The sequence below is a fragment of the Allokutzneria sp. A3M-2-11 16 genome, from assembly GCF_024213555.1.
GTDB lineage: Bacteria > Actinomycetota > Actinomycetes > Mycobacteriales > Pseudonocardiaceae > Allokutzneria.
The window spans coordinates 1,646,490-1,670,055 of record NZ_JANAVO010000001.1 but is presented as its reverse complement, the minus strand read 5'-3'; the positions used below and the strand labels follow the sequence as shown (position 1 = coordinate 1,670,055).

Below are 23,566 nucleotides of genomic sequence, written 5' to 3'. Positions count from 1 at the left end.
ATGACACTCACCCCGGAAGAGATCCGTACCGCGGCGTTCGCGAAACCGCCGCGCGGTGAGCGGGGCTATTCCGATGACGCGGTCGACGCCTTCCTCGATCGGGTGGAGGCCACCCTCCGGGGCAAGGACACGCTCACTCCGAAGGACATCCTCGAAGTCCGCTTCCCGCCCGCGCGGTGGCGCCGCCGCGGCTATGACGAGGACGAGGTCGACGACTTCCTCGACCGCGCGATGGCAACGCTCAAGGGGCGGGCCGACGACGACGTACCCCAGGAGAAGCCCGCCGCGAGCCGCATCCGCGCCGCGGACATCGGCAAGGTCGTGTTCAAGAAACCGGGCCGCGGCAAGGCGGGCTACGACGACGAAGAGGTCGACGCCTTCCTGGACCGGATCGAGGCGACCCTGCGCGGCGACGACTCGCTGACCGCGGAGAAGATCCGCGCCGCCCGCTTCAAGTCCGCCAAGCGCCGCGGTGACGCCTACGACGAGGACGAGGTGGACGCCTTCCTCGCCCGCCTCGCCAAACAGCTCGACGACGACGAGCTGGCCGATCGCCCCACCGAGATCACCGAGCGCAAGGCGCCCCCGGTCCGCGACAAGGTCCGCGATCAGGCGTTCCGCCCACCCGTCCCCGGCGGCCGGGGCTACGACGAGAAGCAGGTCGACGCGTTCCTCGCGCGCGTCGAGGCGACCATGCGCGGCAAGGACTCCATCACCCCGCAGCAGGTCGCCGACATCCGCTTCACCCCGCCGCGCCGGGGCAAGCCCGGCTACGACGCGGACGGCGTCGACGCGCTGCTGGACCGCCTCGCGCTCTCCCTGACGCAGCTGCCACCGCGCAGCAAGCCGAAACCGATGCCGATGCTGACCGCGGAGGACGTCCGCAAGGTCGCCTTCCACCGCCCCCGCCCCGGTGAGGTCGGCTACGACGAGATCGAGGTGGACCAGTTCCTCGACCGAGTCGAGGCGACGTTGCAGGGCGAGGACGCCATCACGCTCAAGGACGTGCAGCACATCCGCTTCCACTCGCCCGCGCCGGGCCACGGCGGCTACGACAACGGCGAGGTGGACGCGTTCCTGGACCTGCTGGAGGTCCGCTGGAGCGGCGTCATGCCGACCGAGCGGCTCCGCCCGGTGCCCCGCATGCCTCCCCGCACCGCCCCGCGGGCGCAGCACTCAGGCTTCTTCCCGGCACCCCCCGCCCGGCACTAGATCCTTTTCCGAAGACGGGCCCCGAGTGATCACTCGGGGCCCGTCTCGATTAACTGGTTGTCATTATCCCATTATCCTGGGAACGGGTTTCCGGTGCGCCGAGATCAATTGCACATCGGGGTGCCCATGACGTTGTTCCAACTCGCGCAGCCCTGGCTGTGGCCGTACCAGAAGTGGCCGAACTCGTGCGCGGCGAGCACGCCCGGGCTCCTGGTGCCGTTGGGCATGAGGGCGATGGACCGGCCGCCGTAGTTGCAGCCGACCGCGCGCGGGACCCCGCAGTTGGTGATGTAGCTGGTCTGGCACCGGACCGGAACGCCACCGGCCCGCTCCACCAGCCTGCCGCCGCCCCAGTGGTTGGCGCCCTGGCGGATCACGCTCGCCCAGGGGTTGCAGCTGGCGGTCATGCTCCAGGCGATGGGGGCGTCGGGCGAGAGCCGCACCCCGGAGTCGGTGTCGAGCTCGACCGGGGGCTGCTCGCCCGCTGCCACCTGGGCGTGCAGCACCGGCGTCGCGTCGGCGGCCGGGGCGTCGGAAAAGCCGAGCATCGAGGCGACCAGGACAGGCAGAGCTGCCAAAACAAGTCTTCTCATTGACGTGTCCTTTAAACGCAGGGATATTCAGGACGCAGGGGACGTCTAGTCCGGAACGTAAAGCTTTTGGCTGTGCCTGAAAAGACGGTGAACGTCGTATCGAGATAGCGCGTTCAGTCGCCCGTCGAAAGTATTGGCTACTTTCGTCGGGCCCTTCCGGAAGGGGAACACGAATGAGGGCACGTTCAGTGGTGGGCACCCTGCTCGCCGTCGCCGCGTTGGTCGCGACGGCGCTGCCCGCCGCAGCGGCACAGGAGCCGGCCGACGAGGTCACCCCGATGATCGTCGGCGGCAGCCCCGCGAGTGAGACCTACGGCTTCATGGCCTCGATGCAGAGCCGGAACGGGGGCGCGCACCGCTGCGGCGCCTCCCTGATCAGACCGCAGTGGCTGCTGACCGCGGCCCACTGCGTCGCCAACGTGAACCCGGCGGACTTCCAGTTCCGCATCGGCTCCACCAACCGCACCAGCGGTGGTGAGGTGGCCCTTCCCGACCGCTTCGTCATCCACCCCGAGTTCAGCCAGATCTTCTTCATCCGCAACGACATCGCACTCGTGCACCTGTCCAAGCCGGCCGCCGCCGCGCCGATCTCGATCGCCGCGACCTCACCGCCGGTCGGCACCGCCACCAGGCTCCTGGGCTGGGGCCTGATGTGCCCGACCCGGGGCTGCGGCAACGCCCCGACCACCCTGCAGCAGCTGGACACCTCCGTGATCGCGGACTCCAGGTGCTTCTCCATCGACGGGCCGAAGGAGCTCTGCACCAACAACCCCGGCGGCAACAAGGGCGCCTGCTTCGGTGACTCCGGTGGCCCGCAGATCGTCAAGGCGGCCGGGCGCTGGCAGCTGGCGGGCAGCACGAGCAGGCTCGGCGGCACCGTCGCCACCTGCGCGGTCGACCCGTCCATCTACGTCGACGACAACGCCTACCTGAGCTGGATCAACCAGCACGTCGGCACCTGACGCCGACCCGGAAATGACGAAGGCCCAGGTGCTCTGACCTGGGCCTTCGTCATGAAGAGCGGGTGACGGGAATCGAACCCGCGTCTACAGCTTGGGAAGCTGTCGTTCTACCATTGAACTACACCCGCATTCGCGATCACGAGCATACACAGACGGGCCCCCCGGTGGGAGCGCAGGGTGCGGCTAGTCTGGCGCCGTGCTTCTCAGCGACCAGGACCTGCGCAAGGAGGTCGAGGCGGGCCGCCTCGGGCTCGACCCCTTCGACGTCGACATGATCCAGCCGTCCAGCATCGACGTGCGACTGGACCGCTTCTTCCGGGTCTTCGACAACACGAAGTACACCCACATCGACCCGGCGCTCCAGCAGGACGAGCTGACCTCGCTGGTGGAGAAGGCCGACGAGGCCGAGCCGTTCGTGCTGCACCCGGGGGAGTTCGTGCTCGGCTCCACCTTCGAGCTGGTGACGCTGCCCGACGACCTCGCCGGTCGCCTGGAGGGCAAGTCCTCGCTCGGCAGGCTCGGTCTGCTGACGCACTCCACCGCCGGGTTCATCGATCCCGGCTTCACCGGCCACATCACCCTGGAACTGTCCAATGTGGCCAATCTGCCGATCACCCTGTGGCCCGGCATGAAGATCGGCCAGCTGTGCCTGTTCCGGTTGAGCAGCCCGGCGGAGAACCCCTACGGCTCCGGCGCGACGGGCTCGCGGTACCAGGGCCAGCGCGGGCCGACGCAGTCGCGGGCGTACCTGAACTTCCACCGGGTGGACACGCGCAGGTGAGCCGACCCCGACCGGCGGGGTGATCGGGACCGGGCCAGACTGGGCGCCGTGCTCGTCCCGTTTCCGCGCAGCGAACCGGAAGTACCGGTCATCCCGGGCCTCGAAGTGGTGAAGGAAGGCAGTCCGACCACGCCCGGCGAGATGGCCACGTTCACCGTGACCGTCCGCAACACCGGCGACGTCCCGCTCACCCAGGTCTCGATCGACGACGACGAGGACGCGGTGTGCGGCAACAGTTTCGCCGAGCCGCTGCCGCCGGGTGCGGAGCGCAGGTACACCTGCGGCGCGGTCGTCGAGGACTACAGCCCACCGGGCACGGTCACGGTGACGGCGGTGGACCCGCAGCACAAGCCCGTTCGCGCCACCTACGACACCAAGGGGATCGTGCACCGGCCGCAGGTCGAGACGGTCGCACCGCGACCGGGCGCTCAGCCGGACGTGCTCGCTTCCGCCGGTGTGGAGCTGGAACCCTTGCCACTGGTGGGAATCGGCATGGTCCTGGTCGGCGCGCTGCTGGTGGCGATCAATCCCTGTCGAAGCGGCGGGCAAGATCGCCGTAGCGAGCCAGCACCCGCGCCCGCAGCTCCGGATCCGTCCTAGGCACCGGCTCCAGGAAGATCTCGTCCAGCTCGCTGATCCCGGCGCGCAGCTCCGCGTCGATGCGCACGCAGGCCCGCTCCAGCTCGGCGGCGGTCAGCGAATCGACGAAGTCCACCCTGGCGCACAGCAGCACCTGGTCGGTGCCGGTGAGCATGGTGAGCAGGTCGGCGACGGCCTCCACCTCCGGCTGGGCCAGCAGTCTGGAGTGGACCTCGCGCACGAGCCGCACGTCGGCCTGGCGGCCGATCAGCAGCGCCTTGTTGCTGCGCCCCAGGACGTACGCGACGACCACGAGCAGCACGCCGATCAGCAGCGAGGCGACGCCGTCCCACATCGCGGAGCCGGTGAGGTCGTGCAGCCCCACGCCCGCGAAGGCGATGACCAAGCCGATGAGGGCGGCGGTGTCCTCGAGGAACACCGTCTTCACGGTCGGATCGTCGGAGACCCGCAGGTACTCGGTGAAGGACCGCTCGTCCTCCGCGGCGTCCCTGCGGACCTGGCGCACGGCCTGCGTCCACGACACCAGTTCCATCGCGAAAGCCAAGCCCAGCACCAGGTATCCGACCCACGCGGAGGTCTGCTCGGTGTTCTCCCCGGCCAGGGTTTCGAAGCCCTCGATGAACGCGAACAGCGCGCCGGAGACGAAGATCGACACCGCGGCGAGCAGCGACCAGAAGTAGCGCTCCTTGCCGTAGCCGAACGGGTGCCTGCGGTCGGCGGGCCGCCCCGACCGGCGCAGGGCGGTCAGCAGCAGGCCCTCGGTGAACGTGTCGGCGACGGAGTGCGCCGCCTCGGCCAGCAACGCCGCCGAACCCGTCACCACCCCGGCGAACGCCTTCATCACGCCGATGCCGAAGTTCACCGCCAGCGCGACGAGCACGGTGAAGGTGCTCTCGCCGCCGTTCTCCCGCTGCTGCGCCACTACGAAACCGTAGGGCGCGTGTCAGAGTGCGGCCACCTGGCCCTGGGCCGCGCGCAGCGCGATGTCGGTGCGGTGGTGCGAGCCGGTCAGGTGCACCCTGGCGATCTTGCGGTAGGCGTCGTCGCGGGCCGCGTCCAGGTCGTCGCCGGTGCCCACCACGGACAGCACGCGCCCGCCCGCGGAGATCACCGCGCCGTCGTCGCGCCTGCGGGTGCCCGCGTGCAGCACGCCGTCGAGGTCGCTGCCCGTGATCACGTCGCCGGTGCGCGGGCGACCGGGGTAGCCCTCCGCCGCGACGACCACGGTGACCGCGGAGCCCTCCGCCCAGTCCAGCGCGGGCTGTTCGGCGAGCGTCCCGTTGGCCACCGCGAGCAGCAGTCCGGCCAGCGGGGTGCGCAGCAGCGCCAGCACCGCCTGGGTCTCCGGATCACCGAAGCGGCAGTTGAACTCCACGACCTGGACGCCCTCGCTGGTCAGCGCGAGCCCGGCGTAGAGCAGGCCGGAGAACGGGGTGCCGCGACGGGCCAGTTCGGCGACCACCGGCCGCACGACGCGGTCCATGATCTCCTCGACCAGGCCCTCCGGCGCCCACGGCAGCGGCGCGTACGCGCCCATGCCTCCGGTGTTCGGGCCCAGGTCGCCGTCGCCGACGCGCTTGAAGTCCTGCGCGGGCAGCAGCGGAACCGCCGTCGTCCCGTCCACGAGGCAGAACAGCGACACCTCAGGACCGTCCAAAAAGGACTCAAGCAGGACCGGGTGGCCGTCGTCGAGCAGCCGCATGGCGTGCGCCCGCGCCGCGTCGAAGTCGGCGGTCACCACGACGCCCTTGCCCGCGGCGAGACCGTCGTCCTTCACCACCCAGGTGGGGCCGAACCGGCCGAGGGCGGAGTCCAGCCGTGCGGGGTTGTCGACGACCTCGCTCCGGGCGGTCGGCACCTCCGCGGCCGTCATCACGTCCTTGGCGAAGGCCTTGGACCCCTCGATCCGCGCGGCCGCCCTGGTCGGGCCGAAGCACGGGATACCCGCATCGCGCAGGGCATCACCCACGCCCGCGACCAGCGGGCCCTCCGGGCCGATGGCCACCAGGTCCGCTCGCCATTCCTTGGCCAGCCTGGTGACCGCCGACGGGTCGACAGCGTCGACGCCGTAGGTCTCGGCCAGCGCGGCGGTACCGGCGTTGCCGGGCGCGCAGGCCAGAGCGGTCACGCTCGGGTCGCGGGACAGTGCGAGGAGCAGGGCGTGTTCGCGGGCACCTGCGCCGATTACGAGGACGCGCACGGTGAGCAACCCTAGATGCCCCGGCGCACCGCGCGAAACTCGCGCTCGGGCACGCCGTGCCTGGCGAGGCGCGCGGCAGCCTCCACCGCGGTCCAACCGGAGACCTGCACCGACAGGTCGCACTCCCACCGCGAGTCCCTGCCGATGCCCTCCAGCTGCTCGGCCAGGCGTGCGGGCAACGGGCCGAGGCGGCCGACCGCCGGAACTGTCCACTGTGGACCAAACAGCGGTCCGCCGGGTACCGCGGCCCGGTTCCGCCACGCGCCTTCGGCGGAGCGGTACACGATGCTGGCAGCGGTTTTCGCCGCCGCACCGTCGAGTGCGATCGCCGCGCCCGCGAGGTGGCGCGCACAGATCCCCGCGTGCAGTCCGGAATCCGAACCACCGTTGCCGCGCAGCACTCCCGAGTTCGTCAGGTGGTCGGAGACGGCGGTGATCGTCCGCTCGGCCAGCTCGCGCCAGCGGCCCTCCCCGGTCGCTCCCGCGAGCGCGACGCACGCACCGACAAGCAACCCCTGCGAGTGAGTGGATGTGACTTCCGACACGGCGTCGTCCGTCGTGTCGACGGACTCCGCGAGCAGCCCCGTTTCGGGATCGATCAACCGCTCCGCCAGCCACTCCACCGCCGACCGCGCCCGCTGGAGATCGGCGCGGTCGCCGAGTTCCTCGGCCAGCCCGGTGAAGAGGATCGCGAACGCAGCGTTGGTGGCCGCGTCCTTCACCGACCCGCCGCGCTCGGACCACAGGCCGCCGCCCGCGTGATCGGTCCACGCCGCGCGCAGCCTCGACGCGATCGCCACGAGCGCGGTGGACTTGGGCATCGCGGTCAGCTTTCGCGCCCGCAGCAGCGCGAGCCCCATCAGCGCCAGCTCGTCGTGCCTCCCGGACACCCACCCGTGCGGGTTGCGCAGCCGGATACCGCGCACGAGCTTCACCACGGTCGCCTTGCGCGCCGTGTCGTCCGTGCGCTCGGCCGCGTCCACGGCGCAGTCCAGCAACTGCGCCTGCCAGCCGTAGTGCCAGTGCGCGTGCAGCCGGTGCCCCGTCTCCGGGGGCCAGCGGGTCATGCCGAGCCGGGTGCCGGGCGTGCCCCAGACCTGGCGCAGGTGTCTGCCCACGATGGCGACCTCCGCCACCGCCGCCCGCGCGGCCCACAGTTCAGGCACCCCGTCGCCGGTCACGGCGTCATGGTCGCCCCTGGAACCCCCGGAAGCGGGCGTCCTTCACGTTGCGACACGCGATATCACCAGGCCGTGTCGAGATCCGCGTGCTCCCGGACCCACGCGTGCATGACGATGCCCGCCGCCACACCCGCGTTGATCGACCGCGTCGAGCCGAACTGCGCGATGGACACCAGCAGCTCCGCCGCCTCGCGGGCCTCCTCCGAGAGACCGGGCCCTTCCTGGCCGAACAGCAGCACGCAGCGATCGGGCAGCTTCGCCCGCTCCAACCGCACCGAGCCGGGCGTGTTGTCCACCGCGACCAGCGCCAGGTCCTCGGCGCGAGCGAACTCGACGAGCCCGCGCACGTCGGGGTGGTGCAGCACGTGCTGGTACCGGTCGGTGACCATCGCGCCGCGCCGGTTCCACCGCTTCCGGCCGACGATGTGCACGGCCTTCGCCGCGAACGCGTTGGCCGTGCGCACCACGGTCCCGATGTTGTGGTCGTGCTGGAAGTTCTCGATCGCCACGTGGAAGGGGTGCCTGCGGGTGTCCAGGTCCGCGACGACCGCCTCGCGCCTCCAGTAGCGATATGCGTCCACAACGTTGCGGCGGTCGCCCTCCGCCAGCAGTTCGGGGTCCCAGTGCTCACCGGTGGGCGGCGGGCCCTCCCACGGACCGACGCCCACCGGCTCCACGCCCCATTCGGTGGGGCCAGGTTCGGACACGGCGCTACAGGCCGAGATCGGCGAGGCCGAGCAGCGACCGGTACGGCAGCCCCTCGGCTTCGATCGCTTCCCGCGCCCCGGTGTCGCGGTCAACGACGGTCGCGACGCCGATGACCTCCGCGCCGACCTCGCGCAGCGACGCAACGGCGGTCAGCACGCTGCCGCCGGTGGTCGAGGTGTCCTCCACCGCGAGCACGCGGCGCCCGGTCACGTCCGGGCCTTCGACGAGGCGCTGCAGGCCGTGCGCCTTGGACGCCTTGCGCACCACGAACGCGTCCAGGTCGCGCTCGGCGGCGTGCAGCATCGCGCAGGCGACCGGGTCGGCGCCCATGGTCAGCCCGCCGACTGCGGAGAAGTCCCAGTCCGCGGTGAGCTGGCCGAGCAGCTTGCCGATCAGCGGGGCCGCGGTGCGGTGCAGCGTGGCGCGGCGCAGGTCGACGTAGTAGTCGGCCTCGGCACCGGAGGAGAGCACGACCTTGCCGTGCACGACGGCGAGCTCGCTGACGAGCTTGGCGAGTTCGGCTTTGGCGGTGGGATCCACTTCGACGGTCACGAGCGGTTAGCCTCGCACGTCAGGTCCGCGCGGGCTTCGAGCGGTTGCCGGTCTTGGGCCCCTCGCCCGGCTCGACGCCGAGATTGCTGATCATCTTCTTCAGGCACTCGATCATGAACTCGTAGTCGTCCTCGGAGATGCCGTCCAGCGACTGCCTGCGCACCCCGCTGATCACCAGCGCCAGCTTGAGCTGCCCGGCGCGGCCCAGCTCGGTCAGCGTCTGCCGCACCACGCCGGAGCGCGGGTCCACCTCGGGGGCCAGCCAGCCGCGCGCGCACAGATCGCCGATGATCTCGTCGAGCACCGGGTCGGAGAGGCTGCGCAGCGAGGCGTGCAACTGGTCCCTGGTCGCCCCCGCGGGAGCCTCGCGGACCAGGCACAGCACCAGCCAGTGCTGCCTGCTCACCCCGGCGTCGCGCAGCCGCTTGTCGATCGTGCTGTTCAGCACCTCGCCGGTGCGCTTGATCCAGTAGCCGATGGGCTGCCGGCGAATCTCTCCCGTGTAGTCCACCGCCGCCCCTCCGCATCACGCCGATCATGCGCACCCTAGGACGTTTCGGCGAGGAGCACACCGCCGAAGCAGGAAATCGGTGAGCCATTCACCGCTTCAGTCGGCTGACGCCCGCCCGGTTCATCACCATCCGCACGAGGGACCGCGGCAGCAACCGGCCGACCCCGATGGCGGCCTTGTAGTGCGCGCCCGGCACGGAGATCACCCGGCCACGGCGGAGATCGCTGAGGCACTCGTGCACCACGCGGTCGGCCTCCAGCCACACCCACCTCGGCGCCTTCGACATGTCGATCGAGGCCCGTTCGTGGAACTCCGTGTGGGTGAACCCGGGGCACAGCGCGACAACGCGGACCCCGGTCCCGGTCAGCGCCGCGGCCAGCCCCTCGGAGAACGTCGTCACCCACGCCTTGCTCGCCGAGTACGCCGACCCGCGCTCCGGGAAGAACCCGGCGACGCTCGACACGTTGATCACCGCGCCGCGGCCGCGGGCCTTCATCACCGGCAGCACCGCGTGGGTCAGCCGGAGCACGGAGGTGACGTTGACGTCCAGCTGCGACTGGAGCTCGTCGATCGAGGAGTCCCAGAACTCCTTGCCCGTGCCGAAACCGGCGTTGTTGACCAGAAGGTCCACCGGGGCGTCCGGGTTGGCCAGCCGCAGTTCCACGATGCCGCGCTGCTTCTCGTCGGCGAGGTCGGCGGGCAGCACCTCCACGTGGATGCCGTGCCGTTCGCGCAGTTCGTCGGCCAACTCCTCCAGCCGGTCCCCGTTGCGGGCGACGAGCACGAGGTCGTGGCCCTCGGCGGCGAGTCGGCGGGCGAAGGAGGCTCCGATGCCAGCAGTGGGACCGGTGACCAGCGCAGTCGGCATAACTCCAGGTTAACGCCCGTGCACAGCCCGCACACCACCCCGTGGGAAAACCCCGCCCACGGCTAGGCGTCGAGTTCGGCCAAGTCCAGTACGACGGGGACCGGAGCGGCTGTGACCGTTGCCGGACCAGCGGTCCTGACGGTGTTCTCCGCGCTGTACTGGCCGTCCTTGAGCTGATAGGCGGTCAGCGTGGGGAGGGCGTTCAGATCGTTCGGCTGGTCGATCGTCCACACGAAAGGCACACCGGCGCCGGCGTAGCCCGCCAGCTTGGTCTCGCGCTCGTCCCGCGTGTTGCCCGGCGACCAGACTTCCACGGCCAGTGCCAGCTCCTCGGCGGCGAAGGACACGCCGACCGGCTTTCGCGTCAGCACCACGACGTCCGGGATCAACCCGGTCCGCCAGGCCGTGGAGATCCTGACGTTCACGGCCGGGACCACGAACAGGTCCGACCGTCCTGCGGCCCGGAGGGCGTCGTCCACCAGTCGAGCCAGGCGGTAAGCCAAGTGCTGGTGTTCGCCAGCGGGTGCGGGAGTCACGTGGAAGTATCCAAAGATCAACTCATGGCGGGACCCGTCACCGGGAGGATCCAGGGCCAGCCATTCCTCAACGGTGTGCGGGCCGATCATCGGGTGGTCCACTGCGGCGGACATGCTCACCTCCAGGCGCGGCTTCGTGCCAGTGTCCCACAGGCGGGCCGGTGGCCTGCGGGTTCAGTGCTCGGAGTGGTGCGGGGCGGAGGTCGGGCGGTAGACCTCGGCGTCCTCCGGGGGATGCGCGTTCGGGTCGGAGTCGAACGGGTCCACGAAGTCCGCGACCTCGCCCAGGTCCGACAGCAGCCGCTCCAGGCGCGCCGGGTCGGCGTTGGGCGGCGCGGCGGCGAGCACCCAGGTGCCCTCCAGCCACACCACCATCACGTCGTCGCCGATCTCGTCGACGGCCTCGACGAACTCCGGCGTGATCAACGGGTGGGCGACGGCCATGTCCGCGGTGAAGCCGTAGCGGTTGCCGACCGGGCCGTAGAGGTCCAGCTCCGCCTCGCGCTCGCGGGCGAAGGGCACGCTCGGCTCCCACAGCTCCAGCACGGTGGGCACGGAGCGGCGCAGCTTCACCGCGGCCAGCACCATGGTGACCTTGCTGCCCTGCTCGTGGTCCATCACTTGCACGAGCCTGCGGCCGTCCGCGGTGAACATCGATCCGGTGACCACGTCGGTGGCCCCGCCGGACTTGGAGAAGGCGAGGCCGCCGTGCTGCCACTGCGTCAGCAGCGCGTGGTCGTTCTCGGCGAAGCGCCAACCGCGCAACGCCGCCCATCTGCGGCGCTCACGATTGCGTGCCGTGCGCTGCGCCCGATCTCCGGCGAGCAGCGCGAGACCCGCAACGGCCGCGACGACGGCGATGAGGAACCAGATCCACGCTGGGAAACCCACACTGCGCAGCGTAGCGGTGAGATCGGCCACAACGTAGGACGCGGGCCGCTCGCGGGCTTCGAATTGGCCACAAAACCCGCACGTGGACGATCTCACCCAGCCGGGTGCAACCGGACTACTCCACCTGCTTCCCCGCGCTGACCTGCAAGGACGAGTTGTCGTCCGTCACATCGACGAAGACGGCGGCACCGTCACGAACATCACCCGACAGTAGTTTCCTGGCGAGCTGGTCCCCGATGGCGGACTGCACCAGCCTGCGCAGCGGTCGCGCCCCGTAGACGGGGTCGAAGCCGTTGAGCGCGAGCCAGTCCCTCGCCGCCGTGGTGACCTCCAGCCGCAGCCGCCGTTGCTCCAGGCGCTTGGCCAGCTTGGCCACCTGGATGTCCACGATGGACGTCAGCTCCTCGGTCGCCAGCTGGTGGAAGACCACGACGTCGTCGAGCCGGTTCAGGAACTCCGGCTTGAAGTGCCGCTGCACCACGCCGAGCACCGCCTCCTGGCGCTGCTCGTCGTCCAGCGTGATGTCGGTCAGCGCGTGCGAGCCGAGGTTGGAGGTCAGCACCAGGATCGCGTTGCGGAAGTCCACGGTGCGGCCCTGGCCGTCGGTCAGCCTGCCGTCGTCGAGCACCTGCAGCAGCACGTCGAAGACGTCCTGGTGGGCCTTCTCGACCTCGTCCAGCAGCACCACGCTGTACGGCCGCCGCCGCACCGCCTCGGTCAGCTGACCGCCCTGGTCGTAGCCGACGTAGCCGGGCGGAGCGCCGACGAGCCGGGCGACCGTGTGCTTGTCGCCGTACTCGCTCATGTCGATGCGGATCATCGCCCGCTCGTCGTCGAACAGGAACTCCGCCAGCGCCTTGGCCAGCTCGGTCTTGCCGACGCCGGTGGGCCCGAGGAACAGGAACGAGCCGGTCGGGCGGTCCGGGTCGGCGACGCCCGCGCGGGCCCTGCGGACCGCGTCGGAGACCGCGCGCACGGCCTCGGCCTGGCCGATCACCCGCGAGCCCAGCTCCTCCTCCATCCGCAGCAGCTTGGCGGTCTCGCCCTCCAGCAGCCGTCCGGCGGGGATGCCGGTCCACGCGCTGACCACGTCGGCGACGTCGTCGGCGGTGACCTCCTCCTTCAGCATCACGTCCGCGTCGGGTGCCGTCACGACCGCGGTCGCGGCGTCGAGCTCCTTCTCCAGCGCGGGAACCCGGCCGTAGCGCAGTTCGGCGGCCCGGCCCAGGTCACCGTCGCGCTCGGCCCGCTCCGACTCCCCGCGCAGCTGCTCCAGCTGTTCCTTCAGCTCGCGGACGCGCTCGATGGAGCCCTTCTCGTTCTGCCAGCGCGCGGTCAGCCCGGCCAGCGCCTCGCGCTGCTCGGCCAGCTCCGAGCGCAGCGCGTCCAGCCGGACCTTCGAGGCCGCATCGTCCTCTTTGGACAGTGCCATCTCCTCGATCTCCAGGCGCCGCACCGAACGCTCGACCTCGTCGATCTCCACCGGTCGCGAGTCGATCTCCATCCGGAGCCGGGACGCGGCCTCGTCGACCAGGTCGATCGCCTTGTCCGGCAGGAACCGCGCGGTGATGTAGCGATCGGACAGCGTCGCGGCGGCCACCAGCGCGCTGTCGGTGATCCGGACGCCGTGGTGGACCTCGTAGCGCTCCTTCAGCCCGCGCAGGATGCCCACCGCGTCGGTCACGCTGGGTTCGCCGACCAGCACCTGCTGGAAGCGCCGCTCCAGCGCCGGGTCCTTCTCGATGTGCTTGCGGTACTCGTCCAGCGTGGTCGCGCCGACCATGCGCAGCTCGCCGCGCGCGAGCATCGGCTTGATCATGTTGCCCGCGTCCATCGCTCCGCCGTCACCGGTCCCACCCGCGCCGACGATGGTGTGCAGCTCGTCGATGAAGGTGATCACCTGGCCCGCGGAGTCGGTGATCTCCTTGAGCACGGCCTTGAGCCGCTCCTCGAACTCACCGCGGAACTTCGCCCCGGCCACCATCGAGCCCATGTCCAGCGAGATGACCCGCTTGCCGCGCAAGGACTCTGGCACGTCACCGGCGACGACGCGCTGCGCGAGGCCCTCGACGATGGCGGTCTTGCCGACGCCGGGCTCGCCGATCAGCACCGGGTTGTTCTTGGTGCGCCTGGACAGCACCTGGACCACGCGGCGGATCTCCGCGTCGCGGCCGATCACCGGGTCCAGCTCGCCGCGCCGGGCGCGCTCGGTCAGGTCGACGCCGTACTTCTCCAGTGCCTTGAAGGTGCCCTCGGGGTCCGGGCTGGTGATCCGCGCGGAGCCGCGCACCTTGGCGAACGCCTCGCGGATCGCGTCGGCGTTGGCGCCGTGCCGCACCAGCAGTTCGCCGACCTGACCGCCCTTGGCGGCGAGGCCGACCAGCAGGTGCTCGGTGGAGACGTACTCGTCGCCCATCTCGGTCGCCAGGTGCTGCGCGTGGGTGATCGAGCGGACGGCGTCGCCGGAGAAGTTCGGCGCGTTCACCGTCGTGCCGGAGGCGGCGGGCAGGGCGGTGGCGAGCTTGTCCAGCTCGTCCCGGATCTGCCCGGGGTCCGCACCGACCGCGGTCAGCAGCGGCGCGGCCAGGCCGTCCGCCTGCGCCAGCAGGGCGCCGAGCAGGTGCACGGTGCCCACGTCCGGGTTCCCGGCGACGGTCGCCGCCTGGATCGCGGCGGAGATCGCCTGCTGGGCCTTCGTGGTCGGATTGAAAGCGTCCATTCCCCTACCTCATCGTCAACCGGGTCCAACACCCAACCAACGAGCGAAAGGTTGAGTGTGTTCCGCTCAACTTAGCTGAGGCGGGACATCGCGTGGTGGCGTCGGTCACCCGCGGGGCGCGGTCATCTCCGGCCTGTGGATGGTTCCCATTTGTCCACAGCGGAATCCACAGATCCGCCGCGCTGCTCCACATGTTGGCCCGTCCTACCCCCAGACAGCGCCACTTCACTCACATGCTTCACACCAGTACCCACAGGACGCACCGAGTTATCCCCAATCCCCAGTTCGTTGTCCACAGGCTTGTCCTCAGTGCCTGTGGATGAGCCGCGCAGCGGAACTTCCTTGATCAACAGCACTGAGGCCAGTGTGACCAGTGAGATCACCGCGGCGATCAGGAAGAGCAGGCCGGTGGCGTCGCCGTAGGCGTCGCGCACCACCGTCCGCGCCGGCTCGGGCAGGTGCGCGAGGTCCAGCGTGCCGTCCCCGCCGGTCGCCCCGTGCAGTTTCTCCGTGACCAGTTCGGAGACCTGCGCCGCCAGCACCGCGCCGAGCACCGACACACCAGCCGTGCCGCCGAGCGAGCGGAAAAACGTCACGGTCGAACTGGCCGCTCCGAGGTCCCGGACGTCGGTGGAGTTCTGCACGGCCAGCACCAGGTTCTGCGTGCTCAGCCCGAGCCCGAGGCCGAGTAGCAGCTGGTAGCCGCCCAGCAGCCAGAGCGAGGTGCCGTGGTCCACGCCCGACATGAGCGCCAGCCCGAGCGCCATCAGCACCGCGCCCGAGACCAGGAAGCCCTTCCACCGCCCGGTGCGCGTGATCAACTGCCCGGACAGCGTCGACGAGGTGAGCAACCCGAAGATCAGCGGCAGCGTGAGCAACCCGGCGACGGTCGGTGAGAACCCGCGGGCCAGCTGGAAGTACTGGCCGAGGAAGACCGAGGCCCCGAACATCCCGGTGCCGACCGCGACGCTCGCCAGCACGCCGAGCACGAGGGTGCGGTTGCGGAACAGCCGCAGCGGGATGACCGGTTCGCGCACCCGGCCCTCCACCACCAACGCCGCCGCCAGCGTCACCAGCGAGCCGAGCACGAATGCCCCGGACTGCCAGGACAACCACGGGAAGTTCTTGCCCACCAACGAGATCCAGATCAGCAGCAGGCTGACCCCGCCGGTGATGAGGGTGGCTCCCGCCCAGTCGATGCTGACCTCGCGGCGCAGCACGGGCAGGTGCAGCGTCCGGCCGATCACGTACATCGCGAGCAGCGCCAGCGGCACCACCACGAAGAAGCACCAGCGCCAGCCGAGCCAGTCGGTGTCCACGATGAAGCCGCCCGCCAGCGGTCCCGCCACCGTGGCCACGGCCAGCACCGAACCGGTGTAGCCGCTGTAGCGACCGCGTTCGCGCGGGCTGACCATGGCCGCGATGACCACCTGCGCCAGCGCCTGCACGCCGCCGAGGCCCAGGCCCTGCACCGCGCGGTAGGCGATCAGCTCGGGCATCGACTGGGCCAGCCCGCAGAGCACCGAACCGAGGGTGAACAGGCCGATGGCCACCTGGTAGAGCAGCTTCTTGCTGAACAGGTCGGCGAGCTTGCCCCAGAGCGGGGTGGTCGCGGTCGACGCGAGCAGGGTGGCGGTGACGACCCAGGTGTACTGGCCCTGCGTGCCCTTCAGGTCGGCGAGGATCGTCGGCAGCGCGTTGGCCACGATGGTCGAGCTGAGGATCGCCACCAGCAGCGCGAGCAGCAGCCCGGTCATCGCCCGCAGGATCTCGCGGTGCGTCATCGGGGAGGTCTCGCTCATCGGGCGGCTCCGGCCGGGGTTGTCGGTTCCAGTGCCTCGCGCACGGCGCGGGCCATGGCCTCGATCAGCGAGCTGACCCGGTTCACGTCGTCATCCGGCCAGGTGTCGAGCGCCTGGCGCAGCCATGCCGTCTGCCGTCGTCGCCACCCGTCGAGCACCGCCGTGCCCTTCGGGGTCGCGCTGATCAGGTGCACGCGTCCGTCCCCGGGGGAGGGGCGGCGGCTGACCAGCCCCGCGCGCTCCAGCTGGGCGATCTGCCTGCTGACCACCGACGGGTCGACGGCGCGCTCCTGGGCGAGCGTGCCGCCCGCGCACTCGCCGCGCCGGTCGAGCTCGGAGAGCAGGCTGATCAGCGCGAAGCTGGGCTCGCCCGGCTCGACCTGGCGGTGGGCCACCGCGTGCCGGAGCTGGACGAGCTCGCGGACGTGCTGGATCAGCTCGACGCAGGTCTGGGTGGTGGGCGCCACGGCTGCCTCCCTCATGGTTGCGCAATACAACTATAAGGGAGTTAGTTGCGCTCTGCAACCTTTTGGGCAAGCCCTTTCTGGGGTCAGAGGTCCTCGTTGAGCTTGCCGAGCAGGTCCGCGAGCGCGCGGATGTCGTCGGTCTCCCAGCCGGAGAAGCTCTGCCAGAACCGCTGCCTGCGCTCGTTGCGCACGGCGACCAGCCGCTGCCTGCCGTTCCCGGTGAGCTGCACCAGGCGCGCCCGGCCATCGGTGGGATCGGCGACCCGCTCGATCAACTCCAGCGACTCCAGCTGGGCGAGCTGCCTGCTCACCGTCGACTTGTCCAGTCCGAAGCGCCCGGCCAGCTCGGCCGCGCGGACCGGCTCGCCGTCGGCGATGAACACCAGCAGCCCGTACGCGGCGGCGTCCAGGTCCGGGTGCAGCCGGGCGGCCAGGGACAGCGACAGGCTGCGAGCGCGCCGGAACAGCACCGACAGCTCGCGCTCCACCGCGTCCCCGGCCGCTCGCCGGTGCACGTGCGCAGTGTCCTCGTCGGTCATCGTCCCCCGGTCTTCCCCTCGTTCGGGCCTGAGGGGAGACCGTAGGGCACGACCGCGCTCACTCCTGGTGACCCACCCGGGTGGTTTGCCAGGGCTTCGGCAGCTCCTTCGCCCCGAAGTAGTCCCCGCCCTTGCGCTTGGCGTCGTCGGTGCCCCACGGGCGGTCCCGGCCGACCGGCACCATCCGGGGGATGTGCTTGCGGCAGTGGATGTAGGCCTCCTCGACCTCGACCACCACCCAGCGCTCCGGGGTCCGGCCCTTCTCGAAGTCCGTCGGCAGCTCCGGGTGCTCCCGGCGCAGGTCGGCGTCCTCCACGATCCGGGCGTGCCCGTTGACGTGCAGGCCGATCACGTCCTCGGCGAAGTCGATCATCAGGATGCCCACGTGCGGGTTCTCGCTGATGTTGCCGAGGCTGGCCATCACGCCGTTGCCCCGGTACTCCGGGTACGCGACGTGACCGGTGTCCAGCGCCCGCACGAAGCCGGGCGGGCCCGCGCGCAGCGAAGCGTCGCACTCGCCCTTGTTGTCGGCGGTGGAGACGAACAGCATCTCCATCCGGCCGATGAACTCGACCATCCGGTCGTTGAGGTGGTCGAGCACCTGGTCGTTGTAGAAGCGCTCGGCCCGCTTGTGGGTGCCGTACACGTTCTGCAGCAGATGTTCGCCCCGAGATCCGGGCAGTCGATCACCCGGATCGGCGTGCGGGTCCTCGGGTGGGAGCGCGATCAGCCTGGTCGGCGCCGCTTCCGGTGGCGTCGGCCGCTGGAGCAACCGGGTCGGCTGTTCGGACGCGCGGCGAACGGGTGTGCCGGAAGGGCTTTCTGGAACACCCGTGCGCGCGGGAGAATGCGGTGGCGGAATGGAGCTGGACGCACCGGCGCTCCGCTGCCGCTCGTGATCAACTGGACGGGTGGCTCGCACGGTCGGGGGACGTGACGAGGGCTCGGCCAGCTCCAGTAGCAGTAGGTCAGGACCGGCGGTACCGGTCGGGACGGGGGAGTCGGGGCTCACGGTGTCACGGTGTCACGACCACGTGGGTCGACGCACATGTAGGTGGGAGGTTCGCCCGTTGGCCGGAAGTATGTACACACGCAGTAAGCAAGTTGCACTCGAAGGTGGCATCAAGGGGCCACTGGGCTGGATGACGAGTTAGTGTCCACCCTGTCGGGGGACGCTCGTCGACCAATGGTGTGCCAACGCGGTACGCCGAACAACGTGGAGAAGACGCGCCCGGACCATGACCGCGAACGCCGTGCTTATGCCAGTGCCACCCTCGCAACCTAACCGCCAGCCCCCTGCCCAGGTCTCCGCCATGGTGCGGATGATCCGGGAGAGCTTCGCGGTCGTGGAGCCGAGGGCTGAGGATGTCGCCAGGTTCTTCTACGGGATGCTGTTCAGTCTCGCACCGGCCACTCGCGAGCTGTTCCCGGCGAACATGGAGGTGCAACGCAGCCGACTGCTGCGTGCGCTGGTCCACGTCGTACAGATGGTGGACCGCCCCGATGACCTTGTTCCCTTCCTACGGCAGCTCGGCCGCGACCACCGCAAGTTCGGCGTCGTGGCCAGCCACTACGAGGCGGTCGGCACCGCGCTGCTGTCCTCCGTGCGCAAGTACGCGGGCGACGCGTGGACCTCGGACGTCGAACGCGCGTGGGCCGAGGCCTACACGATCATGGCCCGCACCATGCAGGAGGCGGCCAACGCCGACGAGAGCCCGGCGTGGTGGAACGGCCAGGTGGTCGGCCACCAGCGGTTGAGCTGGGACCTCGCGATCGTGCGCGTGCAGACCGAGTACCCGATCCCCTACCGCGCGGGCCAGTACGTCAGCGTGGAGACCCCGCAGCGCCCCCGCCTGTGGCGCTACCTCTCACCGGCCAACGGCCCGCGCGAGGACGGGATGATGGAGTTCCACGTCCGCGCGGTCGAGGGCGGCTGGGTCAGCCGCGCGATCGTCGGGCACGCCCAGATCGGCGACACCTGGCGGATCGGTCCGCCGATGGGCCGGATGGGCGTCGACCGCACCAACGGCCGCGACGTGCTGATGGTCGCGGGCGGCACCGGGGTCGCGCCGATGCGCGCGATGGTCGACGACATGGCCCAGTGGGGCGAGAACCCGAGGGTCAACCTGTTCGTCGGCGGACGCACCCGCGCCGACCTCTACGACCTGGAGAACCTCCAGCGGTTGGCCATGGCCAACCCGTGGCTGACCGTGGTGCCGACCCTGGAGGCCGACCCCGGCGCGCGCGGCGTCGAGCACGGCTCGCTCGCCGACGTGGTCACCCGCTACGGCTCGTGGAACGACCGCGACGTGCTGGTCTGCGGTTCACCGGCGATGATCCGCGCCACCGTGTCCCGGATGCTCGTCGCGGGCACACCGCTGGACCGGATCAAGTACGACCCGTTCACCCTCGACTGAGTGCCTGGCGGACCCCCGCGGGTCCGCCAGGCACCGGTCAGGCGGGCAGCGGGCCGGTGGCGAAGAACGCCCGGCAGCTCTGGTCCCCGACGTAGTCGGTGGAGATCTCCAGCACCCGCTTGCCGTCCAGCGAGGACACCAGCGTCGGGCTGTAGTTCGGGCAGTAGTTGTCCCGCGCGCCCGGCACCGAGACGGGGGCGGGGCCCTCCGTCCACCGGCCGACACCGTTGTTGTCGTTGACGAACAGCGTCCGCCCGTTGCCCGGGGCGACCGAGCCGTCCGGGTTCTGCAGGATCTGCCCGATCAGCAACAGCCTGCCCTGCGGCGTCAGCGCGATCGTGGGCGTGTGCGTGAAGTACCGCCCGTGCGTGCTCTCCACCAGCGTGCCGAAGTTGAACGGGTCGCCCCAGCTCACGCCGTCGGTCGAGGTCCGGTAGTAGACCGCGCAGAAGTACTTGCCGAACTGCGCGCAGATCTCGTAGGTCATGTAGTAGACGCCGTTGCCCAGCCGCCGCACGTTCGGCATTCCCGGGCGGTGCCAACGGTTCCCGCTCGTCACCACGTGCGTCTTCGGTCCCCAGGTGACCCCGTCCACCGACACCCGCTGCGCGATGAGCTGGTCGAAGCGCGGTTTCTCCGTCTCGTCGGCGAACTGGCAGACCAGCCGCCCCTTCGGGTCCACGAACAGCTCCGGCTCCCACAGGCCCTGGCCGTTGGGGGAGTCGTAGCAGGAGGTCAGCTGCGACCAGGAGCGACCGCGGTCCCGGCTGTGCCAGACCCGCAGCGACATGTTCCCGCCGTTCTGGCCGACGCTGCCCGCCCACAGCAGCGTGCCCTTGGGCAGCTTGCCCACCCGCTGCGGCAACTCGTAGAGGTGCGTGCAGCACAACCCGCGCGCGGCAAGGGGATCCTTGATCGCGCCGATCCTGCGGAAGCTCTTCCCGTCGTCCCGGCTCTCGTAGACCGAGCCGATCCCGGCGCCGTTGGTGTAGGTGGTGACGGTGGCGATGACGCGGCCGTTGAACGGTCCGGAGTGCTGGAGGCGGATCGCCCTGGGGTAGGTCGCGTGGGTCTGCTCGAGCGACCGCACGGGGCTGGGTTCCGCGAGCGCGGGAACGGCGCTCACCAGCAGCACGAGTACGACCAGGACCACCTGGCCTGCACGGCGATGCATGGGGCTCCTCGGGGAAGGAGAGCGTGTCGGGGAGGCACACTTTCGCATTCCACTGGGCCGAATGTCGCATCGCCCTAGTCCATTTGCCCCATTTGGCCCAGTGGTCAGCCCTTGTTCATGAGCGTCGCGATGGCCGCCTCCGCCGCCTCCGCCGCCCGCTTGCAGAGTTCATCCCTGGTGAGGAACGGCGGCTTGGTCGTCCCGTTCTTGGAGTAGCGGGCATTGAGCGCCTGCCCAGGTGCGACGTCGACAACGACATCGCACCAGGGGGGAAGGTTGGGCTTGACGGGCACGAAGTTCTCTTTGGCGGGGAACCCGCCGATGCTGAGGTCCCGGACTTCGCCTCTGACCTCTCCGGCCGCGAATCGGTCGATGCCCGTGTGCGGAATGGGGATGAAGCTGACGCTGGTGGAGAGGGCTTCGTTGGGGAACCGGCACGACTTCGCGTTGAGAACGACGCTGTCATCGGGTCGGGATGGTTGGTCGATGCCGAAGGTGCGCTGCTGTTCGGGTGTCAGCAGGGTGCAGGGATCGACGTCGGCCATGGAGAGGACGCGTGGCCGCTGGACCGCTGGTGTGGTGGGTGTCGTGGTGGCGGGGGTGTCGCTCCCGACGACGTTGACGCAGCTGACGAGGGGCAATGCGAGCAGGCCGACCCCGAGTGCCGTGAGACGGCGGCGTGCCGTGCGATCAGCCACCCTGGCCCCGGCGGAATCCCTCGACATTGGTGTGCTCCATGGTGGCCATCATGCGCTGGGTCTCTTCGAGCCGGTCGATCATGCCCTGAAGTTGATCACGGAACGCCGCGATGGCGTTGTAAGCGCACTCCGGCTCGGTCAACCCCTTCGCCGTCAGCATCTCCGCGGCGTAGGCGCTGACCCGATCAGCGGCCATCGGCTCCACGATCAACGCCGTCTTGGCTTCCTCGGCCAGGTCGTCCATGCGGTTCCGAATACTGCGGAAGAGGGCGATGGCCTGGGGGATCTTGTCGCGGTCGATGCGCAGCGTGCCGGGGCGGGTCGCTTCCTCGCGGGTGGGGATCGCGGTCCACTCACCACGCCAGCGCGGATCGCCGGAAATCCCCCCGCCCTCGGTCATGGATCGACGGTAACAATGTTGCGGGGTGCGCAAAGGCGGCTTTGCGGGGTCCGCAAACTATGCCCCGCCGGGATTGGGCATGTGCCGGTCAGCGGCGGGGGCGGGGTCGCCAGATGACCAGGGCGGTGGACTGCGGCTTCACCGGCACGAGGTCGTGGCGGTAGGAGGCGTGCACCGCGGCTGCGGCGCTCTCGGCGGCGGCGTGGGCCGCGGCCAGCTGCTCGTGGGCGTCGACGAGGCGCTCGGTGAGCTCGGAGACCTTGGCGCTCAGGGCGTCCACGTGCTGTTCCAGGTCGATGATGCGCTTGATCGCGGAGAGGCTGATGCCCTCCTCCTGCGAGAGCCGCTGCACCTGGCGCAGCAGCGTGATGTCGCGGGCCGAGTAGCGCCGCCCGCCGCCCGGCGACCGGCCGGGGGAGACCAACCCCAGCCGGTCGTAGGTGCGCAGCGTCTGCGCGTGCAGCCCGGCGAGCTGGGCCGCCACCGAGATGACGAACACCGGGGTGTCCTCATCGGTGCCGGGCGCCGCCGGGACGCCCTGCCAGCTGGGGTCGGGGTTCATCACGCCTCCCCTGGGTCCTTCTTCTGCAGCAACGCGTTCAGGCCGGCCCTCGGGTCGGCGCCCGCGGTCGCCTCGGCGTAGGCCTCCAGCGCCGCGCGGGCCGTATCGTCCACAGTGGACGGCACGTGCACCTGCAGGGTGATCAGCAGGTCACCGGCCTGCCCGTCCTTGCGGACCACACCCCGCCCCCGGACGCGCAGCACGCGGCCGCTCGCGGTGCCCGGGGGCACGCGCACGGTCACGGAGGAGTCCAGGGTCGGAATGGTCAGTGTGGTCCCCAGGGCCATCTCGGGGAAGGTCACCGGCACGCTCAGCGTCAGATCATTGCCGGAACGGCCGAACAGCTCGTGCGGGCTGACGTGCACCCGCACGTAGAGATCACCGGCGGCGGCCCCGTTGCGGCCGGGCTCGCCCTGTCCGGCCAGCCGGATCTGCTGGCCGTCCTCGACCCCGGCGGGGATGCGGATGTTCAGCGCGCGGGTCCGCGTGCTGATCCCTTCGCCACCGCACTCGCCGCACGGGGTGTCGATGATCTTGCCGTTGCCCCGGCAGTCCCGGCACGGCTCGCTGAAGGCGAACGCGCCCTGGTTGCGGGTGACCAGGCCGGATCCCGAGCAGCTCGGGCAGACCCTCGGCGAGGTGCCGGGGGCCGCGCCGTCGCCGCCGCAGGTGCCGCACGTGGTCGGGCTGGACAGGCGCAGCAGCACCGTCGCGCCCTTGACCGCGTCCACGAAGTCGATCCGCACCTCGGTCTCGACGTCCGAACCGCGCCGCGCCCGGTTCGCCGTTCCCGACGCACCGCCGCGCTTGCCGAACAGGCCGCCGAAGAGGTCGCTGAAACCGCCTCCGCCCGCGCCCTGGCCGCCGCCTCCGCCACCACCGCCGAAGATGTTGCCGAAGTCGAAGCCGGTGTTGCCGCCGCTGAAACCGTCGAAGCCGCCGCGCCCGCCGCCGAAGAGGCTGCGGGCCTCGTCGTACTGCCTGCGCTTCTCCGGGTCGGAGAGCACCGCGTACGCCTCGGAGACGGCCTTGAACCGGGACTCGGCCGCCGCGTCACCCGGGTTGGCGTCGGGGTGCAGTTCCCGCGCCAGCTTCCGGTACGACTTCTTGATCTCGTCGGCCGAGGCCGAGGAGGAAACGCCCAACTCGCCGTAGAAGTCCTTCTCGATCCAGTCCCGCGCACTCATCGGGCG

At 70.5% G+C, this 23,566-nt stretch carries 25 protein-coding genes and 1 tRNA gene; 5 read left to right on the top strand and 21 right to left on the bottom strand.

What is annotated here, in order from left to right:
- Entirely contained in the window at positions 1 to 1,212 is a 1,212-nt protein-coding gene (locus tag NLX83_RS08390; RefSeq protein WP_305884171.1) for a DivIVA domain-containing protein, read from the top strand.
- A gap of 104 nt (positions 1,213 to 1,316) precedes the next feature.
- On the opposite strand, the gene NLX83_RS08385 is transcribed toward NLX83_RS08390, so the two are convergent.
- Positions 1,317 to 1,805 carry a hypothetical protein gene (locus tag NLX83_RS08385; RefSeq protein WP_254234263.1) on the bottom strand — a complete coding sequence of 163 codons (489 nt, stop codon included), beginning with the start codon at positions 1,803 to 1,805 and terminating at the stop codon, positions 1,317 to 1,319.
- Between the two features lie 173 nt (positions 1,806 to 1,978).
- On the opposite strand from NLX83_RS08385, the gene NLX83_RS08380 reads away from it, so the two are divergent.
- A complete protein-coding gene (locus NLX83_RS08380) occupies positions 1,979 to 2,767 on the top strand; it encodes a S1 family peptidase (RefSeq protein ID WP_254234262.1) in 789 nt (262 codons plus the stop codon).
- A 57-nt stretch (positions 2,768 to 2,824) separates the two neighbouring features.
- Here NLX83_RS08380 and NLX83_RS08375 read toward each other — a convergent pair.
- Positions 2,825 to 2,895 (bottom strand) — tRNA-Gly (locus NLX83_RS08375).
- Positions 2,896 to 2,963: 68 nt separating this feature from the next.
- Between NLX83_RS08375 and dcd the strand changes: the two genes are divergently transcribed.
- Together dcd and NLX83_RS08365 are read left to right on the top strand one after the other, a co-directional pair.
- On the top strand, positions 2,964 to 3,548 hold the full coding sequence (gene dcd / locus NLX83_RS08370; protein WP_254234261.1) for a dCTP deaminase: 585 nt from the start codon (positions 2,964 to 2,966) through the stop codon (positions 3,546 to 3,548).
- 48 nt (positions 3,549 to 3,596) lie between these two features.
- The gene (locus NLX83_RS08365; protein ID WP_254234260.1) at positions 3,597 to 4,148 is read left to right on the top strand and encodes a DUF11 domain-containing protein; all 552 of its coding nucleotides are present in this window, start codon (positions 3,597 to 3,599) and stop codon (positions 4,146 to 4,148) included.
- On the opposite strand, the gene NLX83_RS08360 is transcribed toward NLX83_RS08365, so the two are convergent.
- The 14 genes from NLX83_RS08360 to NLX83_RS08295 all read right to left on the bottom strand — a co-directional run bounded on the left by NLX83_RS08360 (position 4,072) and on the right by NLX83_RS08295 (position 18,134).
- On the bottom strand, positions 4,072 to 5,070 hold the full coding sequence (locus NLX83_RS08360; protein WP_254234259.1) for a cation diffusion facilitator family transporter: 999 nt from the start codon (positions 5,068 to 5,070) through the stop codon (positions 4,072 to 4,074). The two genes, NLX83_RS08365 and NLX83_RS08360, sit on opposite strands and share 77 nt — an antisense overlap.
- A 21-nt stretch (positions 5,071 to 5,091) precedes the next feature.
- Positions 5,092 to 6,348 carry a phosphoribosylamine--glycine ligase gene (purD, locus tag NLX83_RS08355; RefSeq protein ID WP_254234258.1) on the bottom strand — a complete coding sequence of 419 codons (1,257 nt, stop codon included), beginning with the start codon at positions 6,346 to 6,348 and terminating at the stop codon, positions 5,092 to 5,094.
- 11 nt (positions 6,349 to 6,359) lie between these two features.
- Positions 6,360 to 7,529: a glycoside hydrolase family 76 protein gene (locus NLX83_RS08350; protein WP_254234257.1), complete on the bottom strand. Its 1,170-nt coding sequence runs from the start codon at positions 7,527 to 7,529 to the stop codon at positions 6,360 to 6,362.
- Positions 7,530 to 7,591: 62 nt separating this feature from the next.
- A complete protein-coding gene (locus NLX83_RS08345) occupies positions 7,592 to 8,236 on the bottom strand; it encodes a TrmH family RNA methyltransferase (protein WP_254234256.1) in 645 nt (214 codons plus the stop codon).
- A gap of 4 nt (positions 8,237 to 8,240) precedes the next feature.
- The gene (gene pyrE, locus NLX83_RS08340; protein ID WP_030429981.1) at positions 8,241 to 8,789 is read right to left on the bottom strand and encodes an orotate phosphoribosyltransferase; all 549 of its coding nucleotides are present in this window, start codon (positions 8,787 to 8,789) and stop codon (positions 8,241 to 8,243) included.
- 19 nt (positions 8,790 to 8,808) lie between these two features.
- Positions 8,809 to 9,300 carry a MarR family winged helix-turn-helix transcriptional regulator gene (locus NLX83_RS08335; protein ID WP_254234255.1) on the bottom strand — a complete coding sequence of 164 codons (492 nt, stop codon included), beginning with the start codon at positions 9,298 to 9,300 and terminating at the stop codon, positions 8,809 to 8,811.
- A gap of 88 nt (positions 9,301 to 9,388) precedes the next feature.
- Positions 9,389 to 10,168: an SDR family NAD(P)-dependent oxidoreductase gene (locus tag NLX83_RS08330; RefSeq protein WP_254234254.1), complete on the bottom strand. Its 780-nt coding sequence runs from the start codon at positions 10,166 to 10,168 to the stop codon at positions 9,389 to 9,391.
- A gap of 62 nt (positions 10,169 to 10,230) precedes the next feature.
- Positions 10,231 to 10,818, bottom strand: a complete 588-nt coding sequence (locus NLX83_RS08325) for a Uma2 family endonuclease (RefSeq protein ID WP_254234253.1) — start codon at positions 10,816 to 10,818, stop codon at positions 10,231 to 10,233.
- Positions 10,819 to 10,878: 60 nt separating this feature from the next.
- Positions 10,879 to 11,595 (bottom strand): hypothetical protein, encoded by a 717-nt coding sequence (locus NLX83_RS08320; protein ID WP_254234252.1) that lies wholly within the window; start codon positions 11,593 to 11,595, stop codon positions 10,879 to 10,881.
- Positions 11,596 to 11,710: 115 nt separating this feature from the next.
- The gene (clpB, locus tag NLX83_RS08315; RefSeq protein WP_254234251.1) at positions 11,711 to 14,314 is read right to left on the bottom strand and encodes an ATP-dependent chaperone ClpB; all 2,604 of its coding nucleotides are present in this window, start codon (positions 14,312 to 14,314) and stop codon (positions 11,711 to 11,713) included.
- Between the two features lie 122 nt (positions 14,315 to 14,436).
- Complete coding sequence (locus NLX83_RS08310) at positions 14,437 to 16,116, bottom strand: MDR family MFS transporter (protein ID WP_254234250.1); 1,680 nt, start codon at positions 16,114 to 16,116, stop codon at positions 14,437 to 14,439.
- Positions 16,113 to 16,583: a MarR family winged helix-turn-helix transcriptional regulator gene (locus tag NLX83_RS08305; RefSeq protein WP_254234249.1), complete on the bottom strand. Its 471-nt coding sequence runs from the start codon at positions 16,581 to 16,583 to the stop codon at positions 16,113 to 16,115. The genes NLX83_RS08310 and NLX83_RS08305 overlap by 4 nt, the downstream gene beginning before the upstream one ends.
- An 83-nt stretch (positions 16,584 to 16,666) precedes the next feature.
- Positions 16,667 to 17,122 (bottom strand): MarR family winged helix-turn-helix transcriptional regulator, encoded by a 456-nt coding sequence (locus NLX83_RS08300; protein WP_254234248.1) that lies wholly within the window; start codon positions 17,120 to 17,122, stop codon positions 16,667 to 16,669.
- 58 nt (positions 17,123 to 17,180) lie between these two features.
- Positions 17,181 to 18,134, bottom strand: a complete 954-nt coding sequence (locus NLX83_RS08295; RefSeq protein ID WP_254234247.1) for a pyridoxamine 5'-phosphate oxidase family protein — start codon at positions 18,132 to 18,134, stop codon at positions 17,181 to 17,183.
- Between the two features lie 301 nt (positions 18,135 to 18,435).
- Here NLX83_RS08295 and NLX83_RS08290 point away from each other — a divergent pair, with 301 nt between their 5' ends.
- Entirely contained in the window at positions 18,436 to 19,539 is a 1,104-nt protein-coding gene (locus NLX83_RS08290; protein WP_254234246.1) for an FAD-binding oxidoreductase, read from the top strand.
- A gap of 37 nt (positions 19,540 to 19,576) precedes the next feature.
- On the opposite strand, the gene NLX83_RS08285 is transcribed toward NLX83_RS08290, so the two are convergent.
- From NLX83_RS08285 to dnaJ, 5 genes are all read right to left on the bottom strand, one after another.
- Entirely contained in the window at positions 19,577 to 20,713 is a 1,137-nt protein-coding gene (locus tag NLX83_RS08285) for a sialidase family protein (protein ID WP_254234245.1), read from the bottom strand.
- Positions 20,714 to 20,817: 104 nt separating this feature from the next.
- Positions 20,818 to 21,438 carry a DUF3558 domain-containing protein gene (locus NLX83_RS08280; RefSeq protein ID WP_254234244.1) on the bottom strand — a complete coding sequence of 207 codons (621 nt, stop codon included), beginning with the start codon at positions 21,436 to 21,438 and terminating at the stop codon, positions 20,818 to 20,820.
- Positions 21,404 to 21,811 carry a hypothetical protein gene (locus tag NLX83_RS08275; RefSeq protein ID WP_254234243.1) on the bottom strand — a complete coding sequence of 136 codons (408 nt, stop codon included), beginning with the start codon at positions 21,809 to 21,811 and terminating at the stop codon, positions 21,404 to 21,406. Before NLX83_RS08275 ends, NLX83_RS08280 begins: the two co-directional genes overlap by 35 nt.
- 88 nt (positions 21,812 to 21,899) lie before the next feature.
- A complete protein-coding gene (locus NLX83_RS08270) occupies positions 21,900 to 22,373 on the bottom strand; it encodes a heat shock protein transcriptional repressor HspR (RefSeq protein WP_254234242.1) in 474 nt (157 codons plus the stop codon).
- Positions 22,373 to 23,560 (bottom strand): molecular chaperone DnaJ, encoded by a 1,188-nt coding sequence (gene dnaJ / locus NLX83_RS08265; RefSeq protein ID WP_254234241.1) that lies wholly within the window; start codon positions 23,558 to 23,560, stop codon positions 22,373 to 22,375. The genes NLX83_RS08270 and dnaJ overlap by 1 nt, the downstream gene beginning before the upstream one ends.
- Positions 23,561 to 23,566 lie beyond the last annotated feature (6 nt).

Excerpts from the sequence above, each read along its gene's own strand:
- NLX83_RS08390 (WP_305884171.1), top strand. The coding sequence starts at position 1 with ATGACACTCACCCCGGAAGAGATCCGTACCGCGGCGTTCGCGAAACCG.
- NLX83_RS08385 (WP_254234263.1), bottom strand. The coding sequence starts at position 1,805 with ATGAGAAGACTTGTTTTGGCAGCTCTGCCTGTCCTGGTCGCCTCGATG.
- NLX83_RS08380 (WP_254234262.1), top strand. The coding sequence starts at position 1,979 with ATGAGGGCACGTTCAGTGGTGGGCACCCTGCTCGCCGTCGCCGCGTTG.
- NLX83_RS08330 (WP_254234254.1), bottom strand. The coding sequence starts at position 10,168 with ATGCCGACTGCGCTGGTCACCGGTCCCACTGCTGGCATCGGAGCCTCC.
- NLX83_RS08325 (WP_254234253.1), bottom strand. The coding sequence starts at position 10,818 with ATGTCCGCCGCAGTGGACCACCCGATGATCGGCCCGCACACCGTTGAG.
- clpB (WP_254234251.1), bottom strand. The coding sequence starts at position 14,314 with ATGGACGCTTTCAATCCGACCACGAAGGCCCAGCAGGCGATCTCCGCC.
- NLX83_RS08310 (WP_254234250.1), bottom strand. The coding sequence starts at position 16,116 with ATGAGCGAGACCTCCCCGATGACGCACCGCGAGATCCTGCGGGCGATG.
- NLX83_RS08300 (WP_254234248.1), bottom strand. The coding sequence starts at position 17,122 with ATGACCGACGAGGACACTGCGCACGTGCACCGGCGAGCGGCCGGGGAC.
- NLX83_RS08290 (WP_254234246.1), top strand. The coding sequence starts at position 18,436 with ATGGTGCGGATGATCCGGGAGAGCTTCGCGGTCGTGGAGCCGAGGGCT.
- NLX83_RS08285 (WP_254234245.1), bottom strand. The coding sequence starts at position 20,713 with ATGCATCGCCGTGCAGGCCAGGTGGTCCTGGTCGTACTCGTGCTGCTG.
- NLX83_RS08280 (WP_254234244.1), bottom strand. The coding sequence starts at position 21,438 with ATGTCGAGGGATTCCGCCGGGGCCAGGGTGGCTGATCGCACGGCACGC.
- NLX83_RS08275 (WP_254234243.1), bottom strand. The coding sequence starts at position 21,811 with ATGACCGAGGGCGGGGGGATTTCCGGCGATCCGCGCTGGCGTGGTGAG.
- NLX83_RS08270 (WP_254234242.1), bottom strand. The coding sequence starts at position 22,373 with ATGAACCCCGACCCCAGCTGGCAGGGCGTCCCGGCGGCGCCCGGCACC.
- dnaJ (WP_254234241.1), bottom strand. The coding sequence starts at position 23,560 with ATGAGTGCGCGGGACTGGATCGAGAAGGACTTCTACGGCGAGTTGGGC.